General features: G+C 57.0%; 14 protein-coding genes. 3 read left to right on the top strand and 11 right to left on the bottom strand.

Features of this window, described 5'->3' with window-relative positions; genetic code table 11:
• Positions 1-14 precede the first annotated feature (14 nt).
• The 4 genes from H7A51_12455 to H7A51_12440 form a co-directional block, all read right to left on the bottom strand.
• Positions 15-3,242, bottom strand: a complete 3,228-nt coding sequence (locus H7A51_12455) for a hypothetical protein (protein MCP5537024.1) — start codon at positions 3,240-3,242, stop codon at positions 15-17.
• Positions 3,239-3,979 carry a hypothetical protein gene (locus H7A51_12450; protein MCP5537023.1) on the bottom strand — a complete coding sequence of 247 codons (741 nt, stop codon included), beginning with the start codon at positions 3,977-3,979 and terminating at the stop codon, positions 3,239-3,241. Before H7A51_12450 ends, H7A51_12455 begins: the two co-directional genes overlap by 4 nt.
• Positions 3,966-4,730 (bottom strand): hypothetical protein, encoded by a 765-nt coding sequence (locus tag H7A51_12445; GenBank protein ID MCP5537022.1) that lies wholly within the window; start codon positions 4,728-4,730, stop codon positions 3,966-3,968. The genes H7A51_12450 and H7A51_12445 overlap by 14 nt, the downstream gene beginning before the upstream one ends.
• Before the next feature lie 294 nt (positions 4,731-5,024).
• Positions 5,025-6,386 carry a transposase gene (locus tag H7A51_12440; GenBank protein ID MCP5537021.1) on the bottom strand — a complete coding sequence of 454 codons (1,362 nt, stop codon included), beginning with the start codon at positions 6,384-6,386 and terminating at the stop codon, positions 5,025-5,027.
• Positions 6,387-6,541: 155 nt separating this feature from the next.
• Here H7A51_12440 and H7A51_12435 point away from each other — a divergent pair, with 155 nt between their 5' ends.
• Complete coding sequence (locus H7A51_12435) at positions 6,542-7,444, top strand: hypothetical protein (GenBank protein MCP5537020.1); 903 nt, start codon at positions 6,542-6,544, stop codon at positions 7,442-7,444.
• A gap of 15 nt (positions 7,445-7,459) precedes the next feature.
• Here H7A51_12435 and H7A51_12430 read toward each other — a convergent pair whose 3' ends face one another.
• The 6 genes from H7A51_12430 to H7A51_12405 form a co-directional block, all read right to left on the bottom strand.
• On the bottom strand, positions 7,460-8,377 hold the full coding sequence (locus H7A51_12430; protein MCP5537019.1) for a PEP-CTERM sorting domain-containing protein: 918 nt from the start codon (positions 8,375-8,377) through the stop codon (positions 7,460-7,462).
• Between the two features lie 76 nt (positions 8,378-8,453).
• Positions 8,454-9,050 carry a GNAT family N-acetyltransferase gene (locus H7A51_12425; GenBank protein MCP5537018.1) on the bottom strand — a complete coding sequence of 199 codons (597 nt, stop codon included), beginning with the start codon at positions 9,048-9,050 and terminating at the stop codon, positions 8,454-8,456.
• 183 nt (positions 9,051-9,233) lie between these two features.
• On the bottom strand, positions 9,234-9,488 hold the full coding sequence (gene rpmA, locus H7A51_12420; protein MCP5537017.1) for a 50S ribosomal protein L27: 255 nt from the start codon (positions 9,486-9,488) through the stop codon (positions 9,234-9,236).
• Between the two features lie 30 nt (positions 9,489-9,518).
• Positions 9,519-9,830, bottom strand: a complete 312-nt coding sequence (gene rplU, locus H7A51_12415) for a 50S ribosomal protein L21 (GenBank protein ID MCP5537016.1) — start codon at positions 9,828-9,830, stop codon at positions 9,519-9,521.
• Between the two features lie 350 nt (positions 9,831-10,180).
• Positions 10,181-11,542 carry a transposase gene (locus H7A51_12410; protein MCP5537015.1) on the bottom strand — a complete coding sequence of 454 codons (1,362 nt, stop codon included), beginning with the start codon at positions 11,540-11,542 and terminating at the stop codon, positions 10,181-10,183.
• A gap of 244 nt (positions 11,543-11,786) precedes the next feature.
• Entirely contained in the window at positions 11,787-12,866 is a 1,080-nt protein-coding gene (locus H7A51_12405; GenBank protein MCP5537014.1) for a substrate-binding domain-containing protein, read from the bottom strand.
• A 172-nt stretch (positions 12,867-13,038) separates the two neighbouring features.
• Between H7A51_12405 and H7A51_12400 the strand changes: the two genes are divergently transcribed.
• The gene (locus tag H7A51_12400) at positions 13,039-21,450 is read left to right on the top strand and encodes a cadherin domain-containing protein (GenBank protein ID MCP5537013.1); all 8,412 of its coding nucleotides are present in this window, start codon (positions 13,039-13,041) and stop codon (positions 21,448-21,450) included.
• A gap of 23 nt (positions 21,451-21,473) precedes the next feature.
• Entirely contained in the window at positions 21,474-22,280 is an 807-nt protein-coding gene (locus tag H7A51_12395; GenBank protein MCP5537012.1) for a hypothetical protein, read from the top strand.
• Between the two features lie 61 nt (positions 22,281-22,341).
• Here H7A51_12395 and H7A51_12390 read toward each other — a convergent pair whose 3' ends face one another.
• The gene (locus tag H7A51_12390; protein MCP5537011.1) at positions 22,342-23,730 is read right to left on the bottom strand and encodes an alkaline phosphatase; all 1,389 of its coding nucleotides are present in this window, start codon (positions 23,728-23,730) and stop codon (positions 22,342-22,344) included.
• Positions 23,731-23,884: the final 154 nt, after the last annotated feature.

Here is a 23,884-nt window from a genome sequence, read left to right as displayed (position 1 = left end):
ATGTGATGGGCTGGCTATTCCTTCCAGCTCAAGTCGTAGCTGGCGGCTTTGGTGTAGCCTTTTCCATCGAGTTGCACGGTTGTCCACTCACAGCTTTGGTTGGGCCCGCCCCAGTGGCTGTAAATGGCAATCTGGACGGTGGTGGGGTGTTGTGAGGCACACTCAATGGAATAGTTGCCCGGCATGGCGCGCTTGAGCATGTATTCCTGGACGCCCGGTGCGGTGAATAAGCGGCCGCCTTGTCGCGAGTTATGCCACTTTCTCGTTTCGGTGCCACCCGGTTCGATGATGCGGGTATTGAATTGGACGGTCGGGTCACTGCAGTAAATGACACAACGCAGATCGGAGATGAGGTTTTCACTGAGCTGGTCGTAGTGGGTTTTTGCGTAGGCATTGCGTTCTGTGACGGCGAGTGTGTTATAACCCAGATCGACATCCTTGGGAAAATGGTTCACACTGAAGTTGTAAGATGTCGCGGGGTTGACGGCGGGGTTTTGCCGCTGCTGGTAGCGGATAAGATCGAGCCTGGCTTGTGCATCCTGTGGATAATCGTTGCGCAGGGCTGTTAGCTCGACCAGTGCCGCTTTCCAGAAACCGAGTTCGCCGAGCCAGTAGGCCAGCTCACGTCTGCTGGCGAGTGTGCGCGCACTGCCCTCGGTGATATTGGTGAGCACCTGGTGGGCGAGTTCCTGCTGGTTGTGCCGCGCCAATATGCGTGCCACCCGGATGTAAAATCCAGGTGGGTAAACGTGTTTGCCTTTGAGCTTCTGATAGGCGGTGGCCGGGTCGGTGCCGTTGTTCAATTCCTCTGCAAAACCTTTGAGGGCATCCGGGTTGACAGTGGTTGTTGTGACCGCCTGAATCCGGATCACTGTCTCAGCTGGTTTGTTAGGCAGCCTGGTGCCGCCGAAGGGATCATCGTCCGCGCCACCACGGTCAGCATAACGGGGGGGTCTTTGGGTGACCGCCGGGGCATGGGCGGGGGAGGGTTTGGGTTGGGTTTCACCGCTGGAAAAAGGATCCCAATCAGCATCGTAGTATGAGCGGTCCCTCTCCACCACAACCATGTCCCCGGGCAGGAGGGGGACATCCTTGTAATGCATACTGTGCAGGTTGTAAGTCAGGGCATGGGCGTTGCGGTAGAGGCTGACGTACTGGAGCGAGCCAAGAGGGAATTTTCCGCCAGCGAGAGCGATCGATTGTTTTAAGGTAAGCGGTTGATCACTGCGGTAAATGTCCGGGTTGTTGACGAGTCCACGGACCGAGACCGCCAGCTTCTGGCCCGGTGCCAGTTTGGGTGGTTTGTTAGGCAGCTCGTTCCATTGGGTGATGAGTTGATGTTGGGTATTGAGCCAGCGTCGGTAATCCTCCTTGTTTTTGTTGTCCCCCTGGCTGACGGCCAGCTTTTGCGCCTGCTGGTGCCACGTTTCAATGACGCCGTAGGCTTGCGGATCGAGGTCTTTTTTGTCAAAAACCTTGCTGATGGCGTCGAGCCAGATGCCCGCTTGCTGGTGCGCCGCAAGAAGCTCCTCGCTGAGCCAGCTGAAGTCACGCTGATGCCATGCCAGTTTGAAGTTCCATTGCTGTTTGAGCCGAAGCAGGAGTTCGTCCCGGGCCGGTTGACCCGACTGTTTGGTGGTGCGTTGCCGTTCCCATTTAGCAAGCAAATCCGGCTCCGGTGGCGGAATGTCAAAGCGGACGTAATCCTGAAAGCGTTCGAGGACAATCAGCGAGGTGAAGTCGCTGACAAGACCGTATTGGCGGCAGTGGGAGACAATCTGCTCCTTGCTGTCAGGGATGGTTTCGAGCTGGCTGAGCTTCCTCTGTGCCCAGAGTCGTTTGACCAAGGAGGAGTTGTTGACCTGTTTGACCTGATGGCTGCGTAGATGGTGCCGGATGGTTTCGCCGTTGCCGTTTGTAAAGGTTATGCTGAAACTGGATGGAGTTTCGCGGCAGGTGCCTAACAACTGATACCTTCCGTTGCGCAACCCAGGCAGGATGCCGAGGTTGGTGGAGTCAATATCCGTGATGATATAACGTGTATGCGTCAGTGCGTGCAGTGCCTTTTCGATGGGTGTGTGGAGGATATGGATTGCTTGAACCTGGCCGGCTCCGGTATGCAGGCGCAGGCGAGCGTTTTCGGCGGTATGGAAAATGATGGTGCTTTGGCGGTCATTGATGGAAAGATCCCCGGCATTGTTGCCATCGGTGAAAACAAGCGTGAGCGGGGCGTCATGCTGGCTTTCCTTGATCAGGTGGTAAGCCGTCGAGCCGTCATGGAACGTGTTTTCGAGGGTTTTGCGCAGCTTGTCCCAGTTGCCCTTGTCGATGTTGAACTCCCCGGCATCCTTGAGGGTGTTCCGCAGGATTTGCAGGCTTACGCGGGTATTGCCGAGCTGTTTGAAATAAGCGCCGAGCAGCTCCAGCTCGCGTTGGACGGGGCGTTGTGCAGCCGACCCGGAAGCATCCCAGATGATGTTGATATGAGCCGGTTTGTGCCGTGGTTTCTCAACGGCATCCGCAGGGGGCGCGAAGTTGAGCGAGAAGTAGGAAACGGAGTCATGCTTTTCCACCGTCATCGTGTCCCCGGCCAGCGGCGTGGTCCCGACGATGATCGACGGTGGCAGTTTGCTGTTGGCGGATCGGGCTGTGTGTATACCAGTGGCCGATGGAGTAAAGGGAAGATCCCCGGCCTGGATGCTGATTTCCTGGTGGTGGCGGATCGTGCAGGAAAAGGCATTGATGGTCCCGGGGTAGTCGGTGGGTAGGGTGTAACGAAGTTTTCCGTCGACTGCGTGCAAGTGTTCAATGTATCCAATACGGACGAGTTTGGTGCCCCGGGCGGGAATCGGGAAGACCTTGGTGCGGTAGGTGTTGCCTGCCTCACGTTCGATGATGCCGGGGTCAATCATCGCGCGTTTGATGGTTTCATAGGCATGTCGCGCCTGTTCCTTTTCAACCGAAACCCCGTTACGAAGCTGGCCGTTTACCTCAAGGGCATACTGGGAAACGGTGGATCCGACTGGAAGAGGCATGACAAACTCACCTTCCTGGATACGACTCGTTTCGTTGCGAAAACGGAGGGTGAGCAGGGTCTCGGCAACATCACCGGTGATGGTGACCTGGGCATCGATGGTGTCGATGCGCAGCGGGATGCGCCCACGGGCATCCTTGATCCACATGGTGGGTGTGGCAGCCTGCGCGAAGGTGCACGCTGCGAGTAAAAGCATCAGGGGTTTCATGGTTTGACGGGGGTGATGGTCGCTTTGACAAAAAGCAGTATTTTGCGTGAGGGGTCGGGTTTGCCCTTCGCATCCATTGGGCTGAAGGTGTTGATTAATTCAAACTGGCCGTTGGTCAGGGTAACCGCCGTGGCGACCTCCATGGAATAAAAGACGGGGGATTTGATGTCAGTTTCACCCCATGCGTCGGTGTGTGTGACCCAGTGAACCATGTCAGGCATTTGCAACCATTCGGGCGCGAACCTGAGATCAATGGTGTGGCCGTCCTCCGACCATGATGGTTCTACCTCCAGGCTGGTGCCGACGTTGCGCGTTTGGAACACCGGTGGATGTGGTCGGATGGCACCAGACATCCGCTGCATGCGTTGATGGTCTTCTGGGGTAAATGAGCCACTTATTCCCGAGCCTTCCAATTCCGCTGGATGAATGATCTCCCGGATTGATGCGACAGTGGATTTTTCGCCACTGCGGGCCAGAAGGATGGTGCTGTGGACCACCTTGGCTTTTTCTTGTGAAACCAGTTTTTGGGTGGCTACAAAGAGTGTTTTTCTGTTAGGCTCATGGGTGCTGAGCATTTGGCAAAGCGAGGGGTGGGCCATTTCGATCCATCGCGTCTGGATACGGATCATCCGGGCTGGGTCCTGCTGCGCCGGAAGCACCGGGCTGGACCAGAGTGCGAACAAGACTCCAGAGAGCAGCGCCTTCATGTTTGCTTTGTTGATGTTAGCGTCCCGCATACATGATGTCGGCCTTGAGGAAAACGAGGATCTTCCGTGAAGTGTCAGTGACCCCCTTGTCATCCCTGGGCGACAGAGCGGCAAGAAGACAGGGTTTGCCCGTGACAACGCTGGCGGCCGTGGTCACCCGTAGCGTGTAGAAGACCGGCATCATGATGTTCGCCTCACCATGGTGGTCTTTCCACTCCGACCAGACCAGGTTTTCCACATGATAAACCAGTTCGGGGGAAATCCGCACATCGAGCACTTTGTTATCCGTGTCAATGACCGGTTCTACCTCGAGTGTGGAGCCGAGGTTGCGGGTTTCAAAAGCCGTGGGGGTGGGTCCTGTGGCCAGGTCCTTTTTGGTAATCTTATCCTCGGCACCATTTTCGATTTTTACAGTATGGGGAAGCTCGGCGGGTTCGTACTCCGTGGGATAGATGAACTCGCGGACGGATTCCGCCGTGGCTTTTTCACCGCTGCGGGCGATGAGCATCTGGGTTTCAATGATTGTTGCCTTTTGGGTTTTCGTAAGCTCGCCGATACGTTTGCGAAGCGCGATGTCGCTTGTGTTGACCGTGGGATCGTCCATGAGCTCGGTCATTTGCTCCAGCGACATTTCGATATACTCCACTTGAATGCGGACCTGGCGCGGGAGATGGGCCTCGGCTTCTTTTCCAAGGGGGTCGAATGGCGCTTCCTGGGCAATGAGGGGAGTGAGGCCCAGAAGAAATGGGCACACGGCGAGCAGTTTAAGATTGGGTTTCATAGGTATCTATCAGACTAGGTGGGTGGCTACGAGCTGTCGAGCAAGATTTCAAATTGAAGCAACAAGCCCTGATCGTTAGCGAGGATTGGGCTGGATTAATTTTTGTGTGATATTCATGCTGAGGGGTTGTAAATCCATCGCGTTGATCGCTTACGGTGATGGAGCAACGATGTTCTGGCGTTTTTACCTGCTCATTCTCAGGCTGGATTGCTCCCAACTCCCAGTCGACGGCGTTGTCCTTCCTCCTCCCCGGCACGGGAGGTCTTCAACCGGAACTTTTTGCGCAAGGCGGCTTCAGGCCTTTGGATACATCAGCCGGTGATCCGGCATCCATTCCTCAAAGATCTGCCGCCAAGCTTTCATCCTCTCATGACAGATGTAAACCACCGCCTTGAGTTGGCGGGCATGACGCTTGATTTCCATGGGCAATAACAACAGCCGCTGCATCACCGTGCGCGGACGCTTGGCCAGGTCTTTTTCAGGCAACACCAACAGCTTGAGGGCCCCGAGGATGTTGTAGGCCAACGCCCCGAGGCTATACCATCCGTCGTTGGCGCTGAGACTGTGGCAGGGCGGCCTGTGAAGCCCTAGATCACTGAGCACTTCGCCAAAGCGGCGTTCACACTCACCCTTGAGCCGGTGACGTTCAAAGGCTGCCCTGGATTGGGCCGCTGTGTGACCCCGTCCTTCTTCAACTTCGACGAAGCAGTAGCTCCAGAACATGTCGTCTTCCCGTTTGTGACGCAGGGCCGCAAAGTTATGCGCTTGCCTACAGCCCGAGGGCTGGTGTCTTACCCAGCTGTAGGATACGAGATGTTTGATTCCTCCACGCCAGTGGGTAAGTTCGGACTCGCCCCAACTTTCCTCGGGAAGTCCTCCGGCCATGCGTTCCAGGGGACTTGTCCATTTGTTGTAGCTGATGCTGTGGCGGGTGAAGTGTTTGGCCGCGTGTTCAAGATCCTCCCCGTCACTGCTGCCGCTGTCGGCGTAGAGATAGTGTTTTCCTTTTTTACGCAGCTTACCGCTGTTAGCGCAGAACCTGCCGAAACACTCGCTTACTCCGCGCTGTCCCCCGAGTTCGCATTCGAGGATGAGAGGCCCGGCCCACAACGTCTGCCAACCAAGCGATACATCCCCCTTGTAGTTGATTGCGGCACCTTCAAATTTTTTACCGCTGACTTCGATCTGGGTATCATCGAAAAACCATTCGAGTTCGTTGCCACCGTAGCTGTATGTATTGGCCGGAGCCGTCTTGAGCACCCATGTGCAAAACCGGCGGTTGATCGCCTTGAGGGCATCAAGGCCCGCGGGGTCCAGAGCCCGGAGCCATTCGCCCAGGGCGCTCTGGTCGGGCAGTTTTTTTATTCCTAACAGCCTTAGCAGTGCCTTGTCTTCATTGAGAGCCTCCGCATCCGCCAGGCTGCTTCCTCCTGTGCAGAAGTTGTAGAGAAAGGTGCTGATGTAGACTTCGGGATCAAAGCCCCGGTTGCGGTTCTTGCGGTGCTCGAGCTGCGGGTAATCACTGATCCAGCCCATTAGTCCGCTTTGCCGGATCAAGCCGACAATGGCCAGTTGCCCTCCATGCACCGAGCATGATTCCGAGGTTCTTAGCTCCATTGCAAACTTGCGCGGCTTCAGGGAGTAGTGTCGTGACATGCCCCCTTATACACAATATCAGTCAAAGTTGCAAAATCACCTTCAGGGTGAATCATCCCCAGCGTCGCTAATGATTAGGGCAACAAGCAGAGGATGCATAAGAAACGCTGGGATTATCCGTTGGACGTGGTCGGGGGTTCTGCTATTCAGGGGGTATGAAATTGAAAGCCACACTGTCTGTTTGCCTGATTTTATCCTCCCTCCCGGCTTTGGCCCAAGATGCCGGCCGGGTCAGTATCGGTGATTTTCTGCTGTCCCGGTCACCGGCCACGGCACCGTCGACCCAGCTGGACTACAGCATGGCTACGGAGGTCGATTTCGATGCGGCGGCCGGTGGGTTTTCCTATCAGCGACAGGAACTCGATGTACCACTCACCGCCCCCATGCATATAAACCGCTGTAATGCGGTTAACCTGGGCGTTGTCTATGAGGCAACCCAGCTCGATACCAACACATTTCTGGGGAACATGGACCTACACGATTTTCGTATCAACATCCGCTGGATCTACCGCCAGCCTGGTAGCAAGTGGGGATGGATGGCCCTGCTTTCACCGGGTCTGGCCACCGATGGTGAGGGGGTCAATGCGGATGACTTTTCGATCAATGGGCAGGTGGGATTCCGTTACACCAAGTCACCTGGGTTCGCTTGGCTTGGTGGGGTGGTCTTCTTTTCCAACTCCTTTGATACGACGGTTTATCCCGGTATTGGATTCCAGTGGAAGCCCTCGGACGACGTCCAGGTTACCTGGGCTGGCCCGAGTTTCAAAGCGTCCTGGCAACCCCATCAAGACTGGTTGCTCCACGCCACTTTTGGTTCTGCCGGGGGTAACTGGAATGTGGAAAACAGCGGTGGCAGCTTCGATGTCAAACTCCGCAGCTATCAGGCGGGAGTAGGGGTGGAGCGCAGGCTGTCCGACAAAATCTGGCTCGGACTCTGGGGCGGTGCCACCTTTGCCAATGATCTGGAAATAGAAACCGCATCAGGAAAGCGGCTCTTTAACCAGGACGCTGACATGGGCTGGTTTGTGAAACTCGGGGTGCGGCGGATCGTCTGGTAATCCCGGCTACCGATCTTACCTCCGGCGACGGGCCGTAAGAAGGCCAAGCCCTGTCAGAAAGCTAAGGGCAGGCGATGGCTCGGGCACCGCATGGGCGTCAACGTAATTCTGGATCTCGGTGGCGTAGTTTCCCACGTAGGAATAGTAGGAGGCGTCACGCAAGTCCTCCCTGGTAGGATGCAGGTCGATATCGACCTGGCCGATCGCCCAGTTGATACCAACTAACAGAAGCTCCCCGCCGTCATCGATAAACAGTGGACCGCCTGAATCACCACTCGCGAGCTGTGATTCATAGGAAACCAGACCGGTGTCTCCAGAAATCTCTTCAAGCGTCCTCAGCGCCGGTGCCGTTGTGCCCGCAACGGTCAGAGTGAGAAATTGATCGATGACGTTTCTCCCCACAGCCATACTGGTGCGCTTGTCGGCTCCATAACCTGTTGCCGTTGATGTAATCCCGGCTGTGAGGGCGTTTTCATCGGCAACCATGGACAGGGCGTAGGTGGCGACATTGAGACTCTGGTTGGCCCAATTGTAATAGCTTATGGTGTTGGGCAGGGCGGAGTCGATGGTACCGATCCACAGGTCGGACGTGCCGATCCGTTGTCCACCGGTGATCGTCCGGACAACAGGCGAGCTACCGGCGTCGTTATCAGGATAGAAATAGAGACTCGTTTCCGTACCGGGGTAATAATGGTTCGCAGAGAGGAAGACGTTGGAGCTGATCATCGTCGCCCAATGGCCGCCTTTTCCCGCTGTGCCGGTGGTGGCCCGTCCTACACCCGACCAATCGTAAGCCGCGCCGATAAACGACGGATCGTCGGCAAAACGATCATTTTCGGCTGCCGAGTGGCCCTGGATTTCGATGGCTTGTGCAGAGACAAAGAAGCCTATCCAAAGCACCGATGCAAATTGAACGAGGGGCGGGATTTTCATGTTAGGCAATCCAACCTAGCCAAAGCGGATGATTAATCAACCTTAAATAACCGCAGCCTGTTGTCCGGCTCAATGATCAAAGAAACCGGGGCGTCAGCTCGGCAATCCACTCGGCGAGGTCACCCGCAGCGAGCGTCAGCGGCAGCTTGGAGGTATCGGTGAGATCCCAGCGGAAGATCGCCTTGTACCCGTCCCATTCACCCTCGCCTCCGGTATCGAGCATCCAGCCGATGGCTTGTTGGTTTTCGGGCATCGTGTAACCGACAAATTCCTCAATCCCGTTGGCATAGGCCTCGAGCCAGAGAATGGCGAGCAGCAGGGTGCCCACGCCCCGCCCCTGGTCGCGGTCGAGCACGGTGCAGGAGAATTCCGCTTTACCGGGATCGTCCGCAAACCTCCAGTAGCTGGCCGCCCCCATCCCGGGGTATTCACGCGATGCATCGAGCACGGCCCAGATGGAATGATTGCCATGGTCAGGATTGAGCAGGCGGTCGAGCATACGTTCCCCGATCACTTCGCCAGTGCGCGTCCAGAACCGCTGGTAGCGTGATTCCATGGAAAGCTGCTGGTAACCTTCCGCCAAATCCTCCCGGTCGGCGGGGCCGAGTGGTCGGGCCGAGACAGGGGTGCCGTCTCTCAGCTTGAGGGTCAGACGTTGTTCTTCCGGATTCATGGTGGCTATCTCCTGCTGGCACACTAGCCAATTCTCAACCACCGTCAATGAGCTTGGTCCACTTTGATAAAACGACCGTGTGTTTGATCGCCTGAAGCCAGGCGATCAAAAAACCCCACCGGTCATGCCGATGGGGTTTTGGAAACTGGTAAAACCGGGATGTTTGTACGGGTCGTATCGACCTTAGCTGGCCTCGGCGAGCTTTACATTGACGCGACGTCCTTCCTTATCGAAGTAAACATTGCCATCGGCCTGGGCGTGGATGGTGTGATCCTTGCCCATGTAGACGTTGTTACCCGGGTGCCACTTGGTGCCACGCTGGCGGATGATGATGTTGCCTGCGACGACGACCTCACCGCCGAATTTCTTGACGCCGAGACGTTTGCTGCGTGAATCGCGACCGTTTTTAACGGAACCTTGTCCTTTTTTATGAGCCATTGTTCTAGGTAGTTGAAATGAATAATTGAATTAACCGATGCTGGTGATCTCCAGCTTGGTCATGTGACGGCGGAAGCCCTTGGTCTTGTGGTAACCCTGACGGCGCTTGAACTTGAAGGCAACACCCTTTTTGCCACGGAATTGGTCGACCACCTTGGCGGTGACGGTAGCTCCGGAGACGGTGGGGGTTCCGATGGTTGTGCTGCTGCCGTCGTTGACAAGCAGAACCTCTTCGAATTTTGCTTCAGTGCCTACTTCGGCGTCGATTTTCTCAACGTCGAGTGTTTGACCTTCTTGAACGCGGTATTGTTTACCACCTGTTTTAAAAACTGCGTATGCCATGGGATTGTCTCCTCGGAGTGCTTGGATTGTAGTGCCGGAACACACCTCGTGTGCCGTGCGGGGGCGGAATTCACCACATTCCCGCGCTACGGGCAAGAATATTTTTTTAATAAAACGCGTAACCCTGATCGTTAGCGAGGATTGGGCTGGATTAATTTTTGTGTGATATTCATGCTGAGGGGTTGTAAATCCATCGCGTTGATCGCTTACGGTGATGGAGCAACGATGTTCTGGCGTTTTTACCTGCTCATTCTCAGGCTGGATTGCTCCCAACTCCCAGTCGACGGCGTTGTCCTTCCTCCTCCCCGGCACGGGAGGTCTTCAACCGGAACTTTTTGCGCAAGGCGGCTTCAGGCCTTTGGATACATCAGCCGGTGATCCGGCATCCATTCCTCAAAGATCTGCCGCCAAGCTTTCATCCTCTCATGACAGATGTAAACCACCGCCTTGAGTTGGCGGGCATGACGCTTGATTTCCATGGGCAATAACAACAGCCGCTGCATCACCGTGCGCGGACGCTTGGCCAGGTCTTTTTCAGGCAACACCAACAGCTTGAGGGCCCCGAGGATGTTGTAGGCCAACGCCCCGAGGCTATACCATCCGTCGTTGGCGCTGAGACTGTGGCAGGGCGGCCTGTGAAGCCCTAGATCACTGAGCACTTCGCCAAAGCGGCGTTCACACTCACCCTTGAGCCGGTGACGTTCAAAGGCTGCCCTGGATTGGGCCGCTGTGTGACCCCGTCCTTCTTCAACTTCGACGAAGCAGTAGCTCCAGAACATGTCGTCTTCCCGTTTGTGACGCAGGGCCGCAAAGTTATGCGCTTGCCTACAGCCCGAGGGCTGGTGTCTTACCCAGCTGTAGGATACGAGATGTTTGATTCCTCCACGCCAGTGGGTAAGTTCGGACTCGCCCCAACTTTCCTCGGGAAGTCCTCCGGCCATGCGTTCCAGGGGACTTGTCCATTTGTTGTAGCTGATGCTGTGGCGGGTGAAGTGTTTGGCCGCGTGTTCAAGATCCTCCCCGTCACTGCTGCCGCTGTCGGCGTAGAGATAGTGTTTTCCTTTTTTACGCAGCTTACCGCTGTTAGCGCAGAACCTGCCGAAACACTCGCTTACTCCGCGCTGTCCCCCGAGTTCGCATTCGAGGATGAGAGGCCCGGCCCACAACGTCTGCCAACCAAGCGATACATCCCCCTTGTAGTTGATTGCGGCACCTTCAAATTTTTTACCGCTGACTTCGATCTGGGTATCATCGAAAAACCATTCGAGTTCGTTGCCACCGTAGCTGTATGTATTGGCCGGAGCCGTCTTGAGCACCCATGTGCAAAACCGGCGGTTGATCGCCTTGAGGGCATCAAGGCCCGCGGGGTCCAGAGCCCGGAGCCATTCGCCCAGGGCGCTCTGGTCGGGCAGTTTTTTTATTCCTAACAGCCTTAGCAGTGCCTTGTCTTCATTGAGAGCCTCCGCATCCGCCAGGCTGCTTCCTCCTGTGCAGAAGTTGTAGAGAAAGGTGCTGATGTAGACTTCGGGATCAAAGCCCCGGTTGCGGTTCTTGCGGTGCTCGAGCTGCGGGTAATCACTGATCCAGCCCATTAGTCCGCTTTGCCGGATCAAGCCGACAATGGCCAGTTGCCCTCCATGCACCGAGCATGATTCCGAGGTTCTTAGCTCCATTGCAAACTTGCGCGGCTTCAGGGAGTAGTGTCGTGACATGCCCCCTTATACACAATATCAGTCAAAGTTGCAAAATCACCTTCAGGGTGAATCATCCCCAGCGTCGCTAATGATTAGGGCGCGTAAGTTTGGAAAAGAGCTTCGAAATATGGGGAGATATGGCTGAACCCATGGAAAATACCGTGGCAAACGGCCATTGTGGACAGGTGCAACCCGGCCATCGAGACCTTGGCATGGAAAAACCTGGCTGTCACCTCGAATACCATCACGGTCATCCTCCCCGTCACCGGTGCGGTCGCGACACCGACCCCTTGTCGGTGAGGTGGGGTGGCAGGGTGAGCGGCTTCACCTTCTTGGCGGGATAGCTCCGGATTAAACGGATCAGTGCCTGTTGTTCGGATTGGGAGTCCCTGTGAAAGCAGCTTAGCCCGGGTGAATACCAGTCGAGATAGTCAAGGTCGTTGCCCAGTATGATGGATAGATCGTCGGGGATTTTCAGGTTGTGCTGTGCACAATAGCCAAGCACGCCGAGCAGTTGGAGGTGCGAGGTGATGACCATGGCGGTGGGGGGCGTGACCCGGTGTAGCTCGGTGAGCATGGCGTTGAACTTCTCCCGTGTCATGCCCGACAAATCCGGCATGTGGTAGCTGTTTCTGAACTGGATGCCGCGGCTGTGCAGGTAGTCCGCATACGTTTTCACGGTTTTGGCAAGGGGCTCAATGGTCAGCACGACGATACTTTTGTGACCCAGGCTGCTGAGGTGCTTGTGGGCTATGATGAGCATTTGGCTCAGTGAGGCACCGACAACAGGCAAACCCGTGTTGCCGATGTCACCGCCATAGGCTACTGCCCTGATCCGCTTGCGCACGCACCAACGGCAAACCTCCAGGCTCGGCATGCCGAACAGCCACCGCGCGTGCGGGTAATCGCTGTGAAGTTGGTTCAACTTGGTACCTGGGCGAGTCCCGGCTTCGTTGGAGTGAATGAGGAGGCATTTCCACCCTCGTTGGTTAAAATGGCTGAACACCTGGTCGAACATGGACAGCGGGCTGTCGCGTTCCAATGCGCTGTTGTCCCCCGCGACGCAGATGAGCACCCTGCGTGCCGTCGAAGGCCGGTGGTGCTGGTGCTGCTCCGTGATGGTGTGTTTGAGCCTGCGCGGGCGGGTGCCGTTGGGAGGTTCTAACAAGTCACGACGGGTCAGGATTTCCAGGGCATCCACCAGCGTCTTGCGGCTCACCCGGAGGTCGTTGCAGAGCTGCCGGTAGCCCGGCAGTCGAGTCTGCCAGCGTCCATTGAGAATCTCTTCTTCGAGTGCGTTCGCAGTCAATCGACTCAAGGGTATGCGTTCGGGGACGATCATGAAGTCATGTGTATATGACTGATAATGAGTCAACAAGGAAAAACTGCGCACCTAAATGACGCAGTCGACTTTTGCAAAAATCTAGACGGCTCAGGCACCTCAGCTAGTCTGCCGCCAATCTATCTTGGCTCCCAGATTATTTTAACACACACTAACAAATACTAACCAGACAATGAAACACAAGCGCATCAAACACACACATCATCTCCTTGCCCTTGGTTGCATGGTATCCACAGCGATGGCAGCGGCTCCTGTTGCCCATGACGACACCATCGCTTGGAAAGAAAACGCAGTGCTGGAGCTCGACTTCCTCCATCTCAACGACACGGATGCGGACGGCGATGCCCTGAGCATCACCGGTGTCGGATCGCCAAGCAACGGCACCTTGGTCAATGTCGGTGCCAACCACTACCGCTATACGCCAAATTCCGGTTTCGCCGGGCGCGACACTTTCACTTACACCCTTTCCGATGGCAATGGCGGCACGGACACGGCGACGGTGACTATTTCCGTCAACGCCATACTGGACGTCAGCGCAGCGCGCAATGCCTTGCTTGCGAATGTCACCCAGCTGGTGGACCCCGGCACTCCCGGCCACATGTCCGTCTGGGGCCCGACCACATTCAGTGTCTCCAATTACCCTAACAGCGATGAATCCCGTCCGATGATTGCTGCCGGCTCGCTCGGCGCCGGCAAATTCATCGCGATGCCAGATCATCAGTGGCTGAAGATGAACACCTACGGCGGTGATGCCTCGATGGCGGCATTTTACACCAATGGCATCACTTGGCTGGCGGGCACCACGAGCAAAACAATCAGCATCGTGACCATGGAATCGGGTGTGCAAACCTGGCTGCAAAGCAAGGGGTATACCAATGTGGTGGTGGCCACGGCATCGAACCTTTCAAGCAATTTGCAAAACGCGGTAGTGTTCATTCCCGGCTGGCTTGGCAACAACGCGACCCAGGCAACTGTCACCACGACGAACAATTTTGTCAGCGGTGGCGGCAGTCTGTTCATCTGCGATTATGCATCCGGTTACACCCAGTGGTGGAACAAGCCAAAGTGGGAGATCCCTAGTAACAAAGTGCTGCGCGAGGCAGGTATGGCTTTTGTTAGGGATGATTACGTATGGGGTGCCCAGAACATCAACGCAGCCAATGATGAGCTGGATCTCGAAGGAATTGAGGCCGTGCTCGCAGATCCGGGTTCCGCGTCGCAGAACGAAAAGGACATCGCCGTCGCGGTGACGCAGGATTTGATTGATTGGCTGCATCCCGACGATATCGCCTACGCACGCCTGCGTGATGTATTTTGGAATACGGTGAATGGACTCACCCCGACGGAGGCAAATCCGGTGACCGATGCCTTTGAACGTGCGTTGTTAGGTATTGAATGCAGCCTGTTGGCAAAATTGGATCCCGCCGAAATGACCCCACACCGTGCGGCACTGCCGGTGGACGCGCAAGAGCCACGGGTCAGCGGTGCGGTTTTTGCCCTCGTTTCACCTCCTTCCGCTCATGCGGAAAAGACGATCTACACTCCGTTCTATGCCGCCCCCGGCGAACTGGTCACGATCAATTTTCCCACTCTCTTGAGCACTAAGAATCTGGATGTGCGGATCGGCCATCTCCGCAGCGATCACGGAGCAAACAGCTATCCGGTGATGCCGGATCAGGTGCTGAACTTTGACGTTGATGCCACCCAGGTGCAGGTCGCCAGCCCTCACGGCGGCTTGATTCAAATCATCGTGCCCAGCTACGTCACCTGGACTGGCGACCAATCGATCACCGTCAGCGGAGCCGTGCAGGCACCGTATTTCAAATTGGGTGAAACCACCGATGCGGAATGGGTGGCCGGCGTCCGTGACCGGGGAACCCCCTTCGGCGTGCTTGATTCGGATGAAGCCACGCTGGTGATTGATGCGGATTTGTGGCTGCGTAACCTGAATGATCCGGAAGCGGTGATCAGCGAGTGGAACTACTTCTGCGGCAAGATCCGTGAGTTTTATAACTACGACGCGGGTCGCCAGTTGATCGTGCATCACGATTATTTTGCGGTGGGAGGGTTTGCTACCTATCCGCAATCGTATTCCAGAGGATCCAACATTGTCGATGCACAAGACCTCAAGACCTCAGGCTTCGCTTTGGTGCTGCATGAATACGGTCACATCTGCGATACCGACAACATCATTTTTGATAAGTTCATCGAGACCAGCCCGAATCTGGGTGGTAAATGGTTGCAGCAGTCCGCCAGGAATTACTCGTGGAAACAGACGCTGACAACGGCGCGTATTAACAACTACCTGTCCTCTCAAGGAAGCAATTTTTGGAACGATGGCGGTGATCACTATGTGACGCATATGAAGAGCACGCTCTTTGAACTGCTGGCCGCAGAGTTCGGACCGTCGTTGATCAAGGACACCGTGTGGGCGATGACCGCCGCACCTGAGTTAGCTAACAGTCAGGCTAAAATCGACGAGTGGGCGCGCCAGCTCAGCACCCGCACTGGGTATGATATGAGCGATCTCTTTGCCGCCTGGCAGATTCCGGTTTCCGCTGCCGCCGATTCAGAACTCTCTACCTACACGACTTGGCTGCCGATTGAGCGTGTGCCGGAAAAATTACTGGCAGAGCAGAACACCCCACTGGTTTTCCACAACCCATCGGCGAATGATTTCAGTTACGACGGCACCGTGGTTCTTGCCGGATTCACCCAACCCGCACACGGCAGCGTGACCGACAACGGTGACGGCATGTTCACCTACACGCCGGCTCCGGGTTACACTGGGCAGGACGATTTCACCTACACCGTGACCAATGGCTTGGGAAATTCCTTTGTCACCACCGTTCAAGTCACCGTGCTTGCCTCGGGCAGCGGTCCTAGACCAGTGGCCTTTGACCAATCGATCAACAACTCCAACTGGTCCACCATCACCCTGCCACAATCCTACACCTCGCCGGTGATTGTTGGCCAGCCTGTGACACTCGCGGACGCAGCGCCAATGGTGGTGAGACTGCGCAATGTGGGCACGAACAGCTTCGAGGCAAAACTCGCTCGCGCGGACGGCAGCAGTGATGCGCTAGGCGACACCCTGGTGCGCTTCTTCGTGGTTGAGGAAGGAGTTTACAACGAAGCCACCCACGGCATCAAAATGGAGGCGGTGAAGTTCACCAGCACCGTCACCGATGGCAGCGGTAACTTCTCCGGCGAAACTCGCCCACTGGCCTACGCCGGCTACGACCATTATTTCACACCGGTGATTTTCGGTCAGGTGATGAGCTCGAACGATGCCGCCTGGTCGAGCTTCTGGTATCACGCGTCATCCTATGATCTGAAAGTCGGCAAACATGTCGGTGAGGACCCTAACACAACACGCGCCAACGAAACCGTGGGTTACATCGTGATGGAGTCCGGCTTGTATCAGTGGCCGAACTATCTCATGCGCGTGGGCAACGGCGGATACGATAGGGTTAGCGGTTTTGGCAGCTTGAATAGTTCCACTTCGACTGCCAACCTCAGTGCATTTCCTGTCATCACCTCGGCTCAAATCGGTGTCGGCAATTTGAAAAAAGACAGCTACACCGAAGATGGAACCATCGCAGTGCAGCGACCTGTTTCTAATAGCAGCCAGTGCTCATGCTGCGCCACCGAAGATACGCTGGGCGACGCCGAGCAGTCGGTGGATCAACATCACTTGCATTATCTGTTAGCATCCTACACCGGCAACGGTCCGTCTCCGCTCTATGCTGGTGAGTCGATCCAATGGCAGCTGGAAGAAGGCAGCGGCACCGTGGCCTCGGACAGCAGCGGCAAGGGCAGCGACGGCACGCTTTACGGCAGCCCGACATGGACTGCCGACGGTCGCGTGGGCGGCGGATTGGCGCTCGACGGCGTGGACGACAAGGTGGAGATGCCACTGACCGAGCGCGACTGGAAGGACTTCACCGTTTCCGTCTGGGTGAAATCGGCGTCGGACACGCAGAACATTTACTCTGCGGTATTTTCCAACTACAATCCCAATGTCAGCGGCAGTTTCCAGATTGATCTGGCAAGCGGCTACCGCTTCAGCAGCTCGGACGGCACCGCTTCGTTTGGCCCGTCACCCGTCGGCGAATGGGTGCATCTGCTGGTTAGCTGCGACGGCACCGACACCCGCCTCTATTACAATGGCGTGCTCAGCCAGACTCTGACCGATGCCAGCCCCGCCCTGTTTAACCGCATTTGCGTCGGGCTAAACAGAAACAACAACCAGTATTTCGCCGGCACGGTGGATGAATTGATGGTTTACGATTTCGGCCTCAATGGCGATCAGGTGGCGGCGCTCTACGCAAGTTACATGCAGCCAACCCTCGCAGATGCATCCTTCGCGGTGACGGAAAATACCAGCGTCGGCACCCCCGTCGGCACGGTGCTGGCGACCGATGCCACCCCCGGCGACTCGTTGACCTATAGCATCACAGCCGGCAACGCCAGTGGCGCGTTTGCGATCGATGCCTGGACGGGCGAAATCACCGTGGCCAGCTCCCCGGACTATGAAACCACCGCATCCTATCAGTTGACGGTTCTGGTCACGGATTCCAGCGGACACAGCGATGAAGCGACGGTCGACATTGCGGTGCAGGACATCGCGGGCGATGACTCGGATGGCGACGGACTCAGCGACGAATGGGAGGTCCTTCACTTCGGCAGCGTGGCGGCACAAGACGGCTCCACTGATTCCGATGGTGACGGTCTGACCAATGCCGAGGAAGAAGCCGCTGGAACCAATCCTAACAGCACCGACAGCGATGGCGACGGCTTCAGCGACTCCGCCGAGCTGGCGGCTGGCACCGACCCCAACGACGCCGGGAATAATCCGGCGCCACGCCACCTCGTGTGGACCGGAGTGGTCGATGGTGACTTTTTCAATGAAGCCAACTGGGACAGCGATGACACCATCGCCGGCACCCAGCCCCCGTCTAACAACTCGGTGAACCCCGACACGGCACTCAACGCCCTGAGCGTCACCATCGACGGCGTGGATTTCGCCAACATGAACTCCACCATCGTGCCGGACGGCGTGCCGTTGACCCTCACCAACGGGCAGATCACCACCAGTGGAACGATCGGTTACAACAACACCGCAGCCACCCAATCCACCCTCACCCTGGGTGCGGGTGCCGCCGTCAGTTTCCAATATATTGCCAACAGCGATGTAGTCCTGACGGATGACGCCGTGCTCGAACTGCGCGGTGGAGGCAACCCACTCAATGGTTCATTCATCGATCTCGCCGTCGAAGCCACCGGCACCATCCGCTTCGCCAACGAATCGGTCGCCGATGTGCGCAGTGAGCACCTCGCAAAAATCACCGTGGATGGTCAGCCCGCCGTCGAGGGAACCAACGTCCAGCTGGCCGATGTCAACGGCACCACCGTGCTGAGTGTCATCCCGCCTAACAACGCACCTGTGGCTGAAGAGGCCATCGTTGACGTGGCGGAAAACCTGCCCTCCGGCACAGTCGTTGGCAGCGTGATCTTTGCCGACCCTGATACTGGCGACAACCACAGCTTCGCGATCACCGGCGGCAACGGCGCAGGCCTGTTTGCCATCGATGCCAACAGCGGGGAGATCACCACCACGGCAGCTCTCGATTTTGAATCCACAGCGCAGTATGTGCTCACGATCGAAGTGACCGATGACGGCACCCCTGCCTTGAGCGACAGCGCAACGCTGACCATCGATGTCACCGACGTCAACGAGGCACCGGTTGCCGTCGATAACAGCGGTTCGGTTTCGGAAGATGCGCCATTGAATACTCTGGTGACCACGGTTTCTGCAACTGATCCAGACGCGAATGACAGCTTGTCCTTCTCCATCACCGCTGGCAACACCGGCGGAGCCTTCGCAATTGATCCCTCCACCGGTGAAGTCACCGTGGCGAGTTCTCTAGACTATGAAACCACCAGCACCTATCAGCTGACGGTTCTGGTCACCGACTCAAGCGGCTCCAGCGATGAAGCGACGGTCGACATTGCGGTGCAGGATATCGCGGGCGATGACTCGGATGGCGACGGACTCAGCGACGAGTGGGAGGTCCTGCACTTCGGCAGCGTGGCGGCACAAGACGGCTCCACTGATTCCGATGGTGACGGTCTGACCAATGCCGAGGAAGAAGCCGCCGGAACCAACCCTAACAGCACCGACAGCGATGGCGACGGCTTCAGCGACTCCGCCGAGCTGGCGGCTGGCACCGACCCCAACGACGCCGGGAATAATCCGGCGCCACGCCACCTCGTGTGGACCGGAGTGGTCGATGGTGACTTTTTCAATGAAGCCAACTGGGACAGCGATGCCACCATCGCCGGCACCCAGCCCCCGTTTAACAACTCGGTGAACCCCGACACGGCACTCAATGCCCTGAGTGTCACCATCGACGGTGTGGATTTCACCTTCATGAACTCCACCATCGTGCCTGAAGGCGTGCCGTTGACGCTCACCAACGGGTTGATCACTACCAATGGGACGATCGGATACAGCATCACCGCAGCCACCCAATCCACCCTCACCCTGGGTGCGGGTGCTGCCGTCAGTTTCCAATATATTGCCAACAGCGATGTGGTGCTGACAGATGACGCCGTGCTCGAACTGCGCGGTGGAGGCAATCCACTCAATGGTGCAACGGTCGATCTCGCCGTCGATACCACCGGCGACATCCGCTTCGCCAACGAATCGGTCGCCGATGTGCGCAGTGAGCACCTCGCAAAAATCACCGTGGACGGTCAGCCCGCCGTCGAGGGGACAAACGTCCAGTTGACCGATGTCAACGGTACCACCGTGCTGAGTGTGATCCCGCCTAACAGCGCGCCCAGCGTTGCCGACGGCAATTTCTTCACTGTCGAAAACAGTGCCTTGGGCAGCGTAGTCGGTGTCGTTTCCGCAACAGATCCCGATGCCGGTGATGTCCTGAGTTACGCCATCACCGCTGGCAACGGAGGTGGTGAGTTCTCCATTGATTCCAATACGGGTGAAATCACCATCAACACGAACCTGGACCATGAAGCGGTCCAGCAGTATGTGTTGACGGTTGAGGTCACCGATACTGGTTTACTAACCGATACAGCCACGATTACCATTGATGTGACCGATGTCAACGAAGCTCCGACCGCCCAGGGCACGGCGGCGAGTATTGCGGAAGATGCCGTGGTTGACAGCTTGGTTGCCACAGTAGCAGCCTCAGATCCCGATACCGGTGATGTCCTGAATTACGCTATCACCGCTGGAAATACCGGTGCCGCCTTTGCCATCGATAGCAGTGGCAATATCACGACCGCTACCGGCCTCGACTATGAGTCAATCAATAGCTACACCTTGACCGTCACGGTAACAGACTCCGGTAACTTGAGTGATACCGCCACGGTCAACATCACTGTGACGGATGTTCTGGAAATCATAGCACCGGCTGTCAGCACGGGATCAGCCAGCAACCTTACCCAGACGAGTTCCGACATTGGATTCTCAGTTTCAGACGATGGTGGTGAAGCGGCGGCTGTCACCATTTACTATGGAACAAGCGACGGCGGCTCCAATGCGGGGGCGTGGTCGAACAGTATCTCCCAGGGTGGCCTGACAACGGGCAACTACTTGACCGACCTATCAGGTCTCACCGAGGGCACCCAGTATTACTACACCGTACGGGCCGTGAACAGTGCAGGTGAGGTATGGGGTAGTACCGGTAGCTTTACCACCGTGGCGGACACCTCGCCGAAATTGGTGCGCACGATGGTTTCTGGTGTCGGAAACTCGAGTTGGAGCAACGTTGATCTTGGTCGGAATTATAATTCCGCGGTTATTATTGCTACGCCAGTTTATCCAAACAGCAGTGTGCCCCCGGTAGTCACAAGAATCCGTAACGTTTCTGGAAGCGGGTTCGAGGTTAAAATTGACCGGGTGGACGGACAAAGTGGTGCCGTCAGTTGTGACGTTTCCATTATTGCTGTCGAAGAAGGCGTTTACACCGTGGCAAGCGACGGTGTGAAAATGGAAGCGGTGAAATATACGTCGACGGTTACAGGATCCAGGAATGCATGGACAGCGGAATCCCGTAGTTACCAGAACAGTTACACCAGCCCGGTCGTTATCGGTCAGGTCATGAGTGCCAACGACCCCGACTGGTCGACGTTCTGGAGCCACGGTAGCAGCCGGACAGAAGTGCCGGATTCCAGTAACCTGAATGTCGGCAAGATGGTGGCAGAGGATCCCAACGACACACGTGCCGCTGAGACGGTGGGATATATTGTAATCGAGTCTGGAAACGGAACCATCAACGGACTGGCATACACTGCGGGGGTGGGCAGTGATACCGTGCAAGGCACGGGAAATACCAGCACGGGATTTGTCTACAGTCTGAATGGCCTCAGTAGCGCGAGTGCAGCCGCAGTCAGCCAGAGCGGTATGGATGGTTCTGACGGGTCATGGGCGGCTCTTTACGGCGCCAACCCGATCACCCCGACGCAGCTGACCATTGTCTGCGATGAGGACCTGCTCAAGGACAATGAGCGTAACCACACCACTGAGCAGTGTGCATACATCGTGTTTGAATAATAGCAATCCTAACAGCCTCTCCGATGCTCTGGAAATATTATGTGATTGCCTTGGTATCCATCGTACTCGGTTATGTGTTGCGTGGCTGGACGGGTGACGAGCTGTTTCATTCCCAGTGGGATGACTCGGCAGCCGTCACACGCAGCAGCCAGCGTCCCAAAGAAGCTGCCGAACGGAATCGTCCGGCAGTCCGGCATGGAAATGGAGACCCGTCTGGTTTTTCAGGTGGCGACGACCTCGCTCACCAGTCCGGACTGGAACATCCCGGGGCGGCTGGAAGGCTCGTCGTGGTTCCAGCGGCGTTGTTGGAAAATCTCTCCGCTGAGAAAATGACGGTGTCGTGGAGCCAGGATCTTTTTTCCGGCCATGGCGGTGCGCTCGCTTCCCTGCAGATCACGGACCGCGAAAAGGGAATGGTACAGAGGGAGTGGCGTGCAACGCAACAAGCGGTACGCAAATTACAGGCGTCCCATGTGAGATCGGAGCGAAAACCGGATGGCTCGGTGTCCATGGTTGTTCCGGATTTGTCGGCCGACTTGTCGAGGATAGGCAGTCGGTTTTATGAAAAACTTGAAAGTCACTTGGGTGAGAATCGGGCCGGTGCCTTGGCGGCGGTGAATCAGTTGAATGGTCTGTTTAACCAACCTGGCGGTGAGACGGTTTATACAGTCAGGATGGAGTCGGTGGGTAACGGTCAATGGAGATACCATATGAGTCAACGAGGCCCGGAGGGGAACAGGACATGGGTGGGCGACAGCGTCCCGTTGCCGATAAGGCATTTGACGGATGCCGCCAACATACAGGCCAATCTAAACCCTCCCGGCAAATGAGCGGCACAAGGGATCATCCATTGATGCACGCGCTGGTGCAGCATTCTTAGCTGATTGGGCGTCAGGCGATGGCGAGGGCGCGCAGCAGGTGGCCGTGGACGTCCGTGTTCTTCATGAAGCCGGGGAACTGGTGGCTGCCCGGGCCATAGGCGCAGAATTCCGCGAGGTCCGCAGTGTGGTTGCCTCCGGTCCAGGTGATGCCGTGGTGGCGGCCGAAGATATCCGCAAGCACATTGCCTTTTAAACCTTGCGCCATTTTGAGCTCGTCCTTGCTGAGGGCGATGCCGGTGTGTTTGGCCAGGTAGTCGCGCAGCGGGGGGCCGCTGAGTCCGGAGCCGGCGTTGGCCAACCATTCGAATGAGCGGTTGAAACCGGCGATTTTTTTGAAGGCCGGGGTGGTGCCGGTATAGATGCCGGGGGCCATGCCCTGGTCCGGGCGGGCGTTCACCCCGTTGAGCTGGATGCCGCCGCAGCCGTGGTCGGTGGTGATGATGACCAGGACGTCTTCCCGGGTGGCGGCGTAGGCGAGCATCGCGCCGATGGCATCGTCGAATGCAAGCTGTTCGCGGATGCTGCCGCATGCGTCGTTGGCGTGGCCGCAGTGATCGATCCGTGCGCCTTCGACCATGAGGAACCACTGGCCGGAGGTCAGGGTGTCCAGTCGACCGACCGCGATCTGCGCCATTTCCGCCAGGCTGGGAACAGTTTCCTGCAGATTTTTCTGAGCCTCCCGGTCAATGGCAAGTGGGATGTGGCCGGGTGAAAACAGTCCGAGCAAGGGCTGCCTGGGGTTTTTGGCGTCCAGCAGCTCCCTGCGGTTGTTGAGGATCTGGTAGCCGTCCTTACTGAATTTCCGGAGGAGTTCCCCGGGGAAAAACTGCCGACCGCCGCCGAGCAGGACCTCCACGCCGCGCTGGTGGTATTGCTGGGCGATGAGCTGCTGGTCGCCGCGCGTCGGGGTGTTGGCGGCGAAGCCCGCCGGTGTGGCGTGGGTGATGGTCGCGGTGGATACGAGGCCGGTCGGGATACCGCGTTCTTTGAGGAGGGATTGCAGGGGCGCGATCGGCTTGCCGGATGCGGGATCGATGTTGATGGTGCCGTTGTCGACCCGTTGGCCGCCGCCCCACGCGCTGGCCGCCGCGGCGGAGTCGGTTACGATGCTGTTGGCGGAAAAGGTTTCGACCAGTGCGCGCACCGCCGGTTTTTCCTGATAGAGCTGCATCCAGTGGGTGGTCCGCCGATCGAAGAGCGCGCGACTATGCTGGGCCAGCGACAATGCGCCGTGATTCATGCCGTCGCTGACCATGAAAATCACCTTTTTCGGCACCCCGCGGTTGTCGTTGGACTTGCGGGTTTCCTGTGCGTGCGCAAACGGGGAGCTGGTGCCGAAGAGGGCGGAGCTGAGCGTGGCAGCCTTGAGAAACTTACGGCGTGATGTGGTGGAGTTCATGGCTTTTCGGAGTGAGAACTACGGTGGGCAGGGCTGGGTTGTGTCATGAAGTCGGGCTCTCGGCAAGGAAATGGTGGGCATTCACAAACGGACGCGGTTGTTTATTAGTGCCGTGTCCCCATGGGACTGGCCTTTCCTGTCCGCCCGGTCGTGG

The organism is Akkermansiaceae bacterium, assembly GCA_024233115.1.
Taxonomy (GTDB): domain Bacteria; phylum Verrucomicrobiota; class Verrucomicrobiia; order Verrucomicrobiales; family Akkermansiaceae; genus Oceaniferula.
Note: the sequence above shows the minus strand (reverse complement) of the source record. Positions and strands in the feature narration are given on the sequence as shown.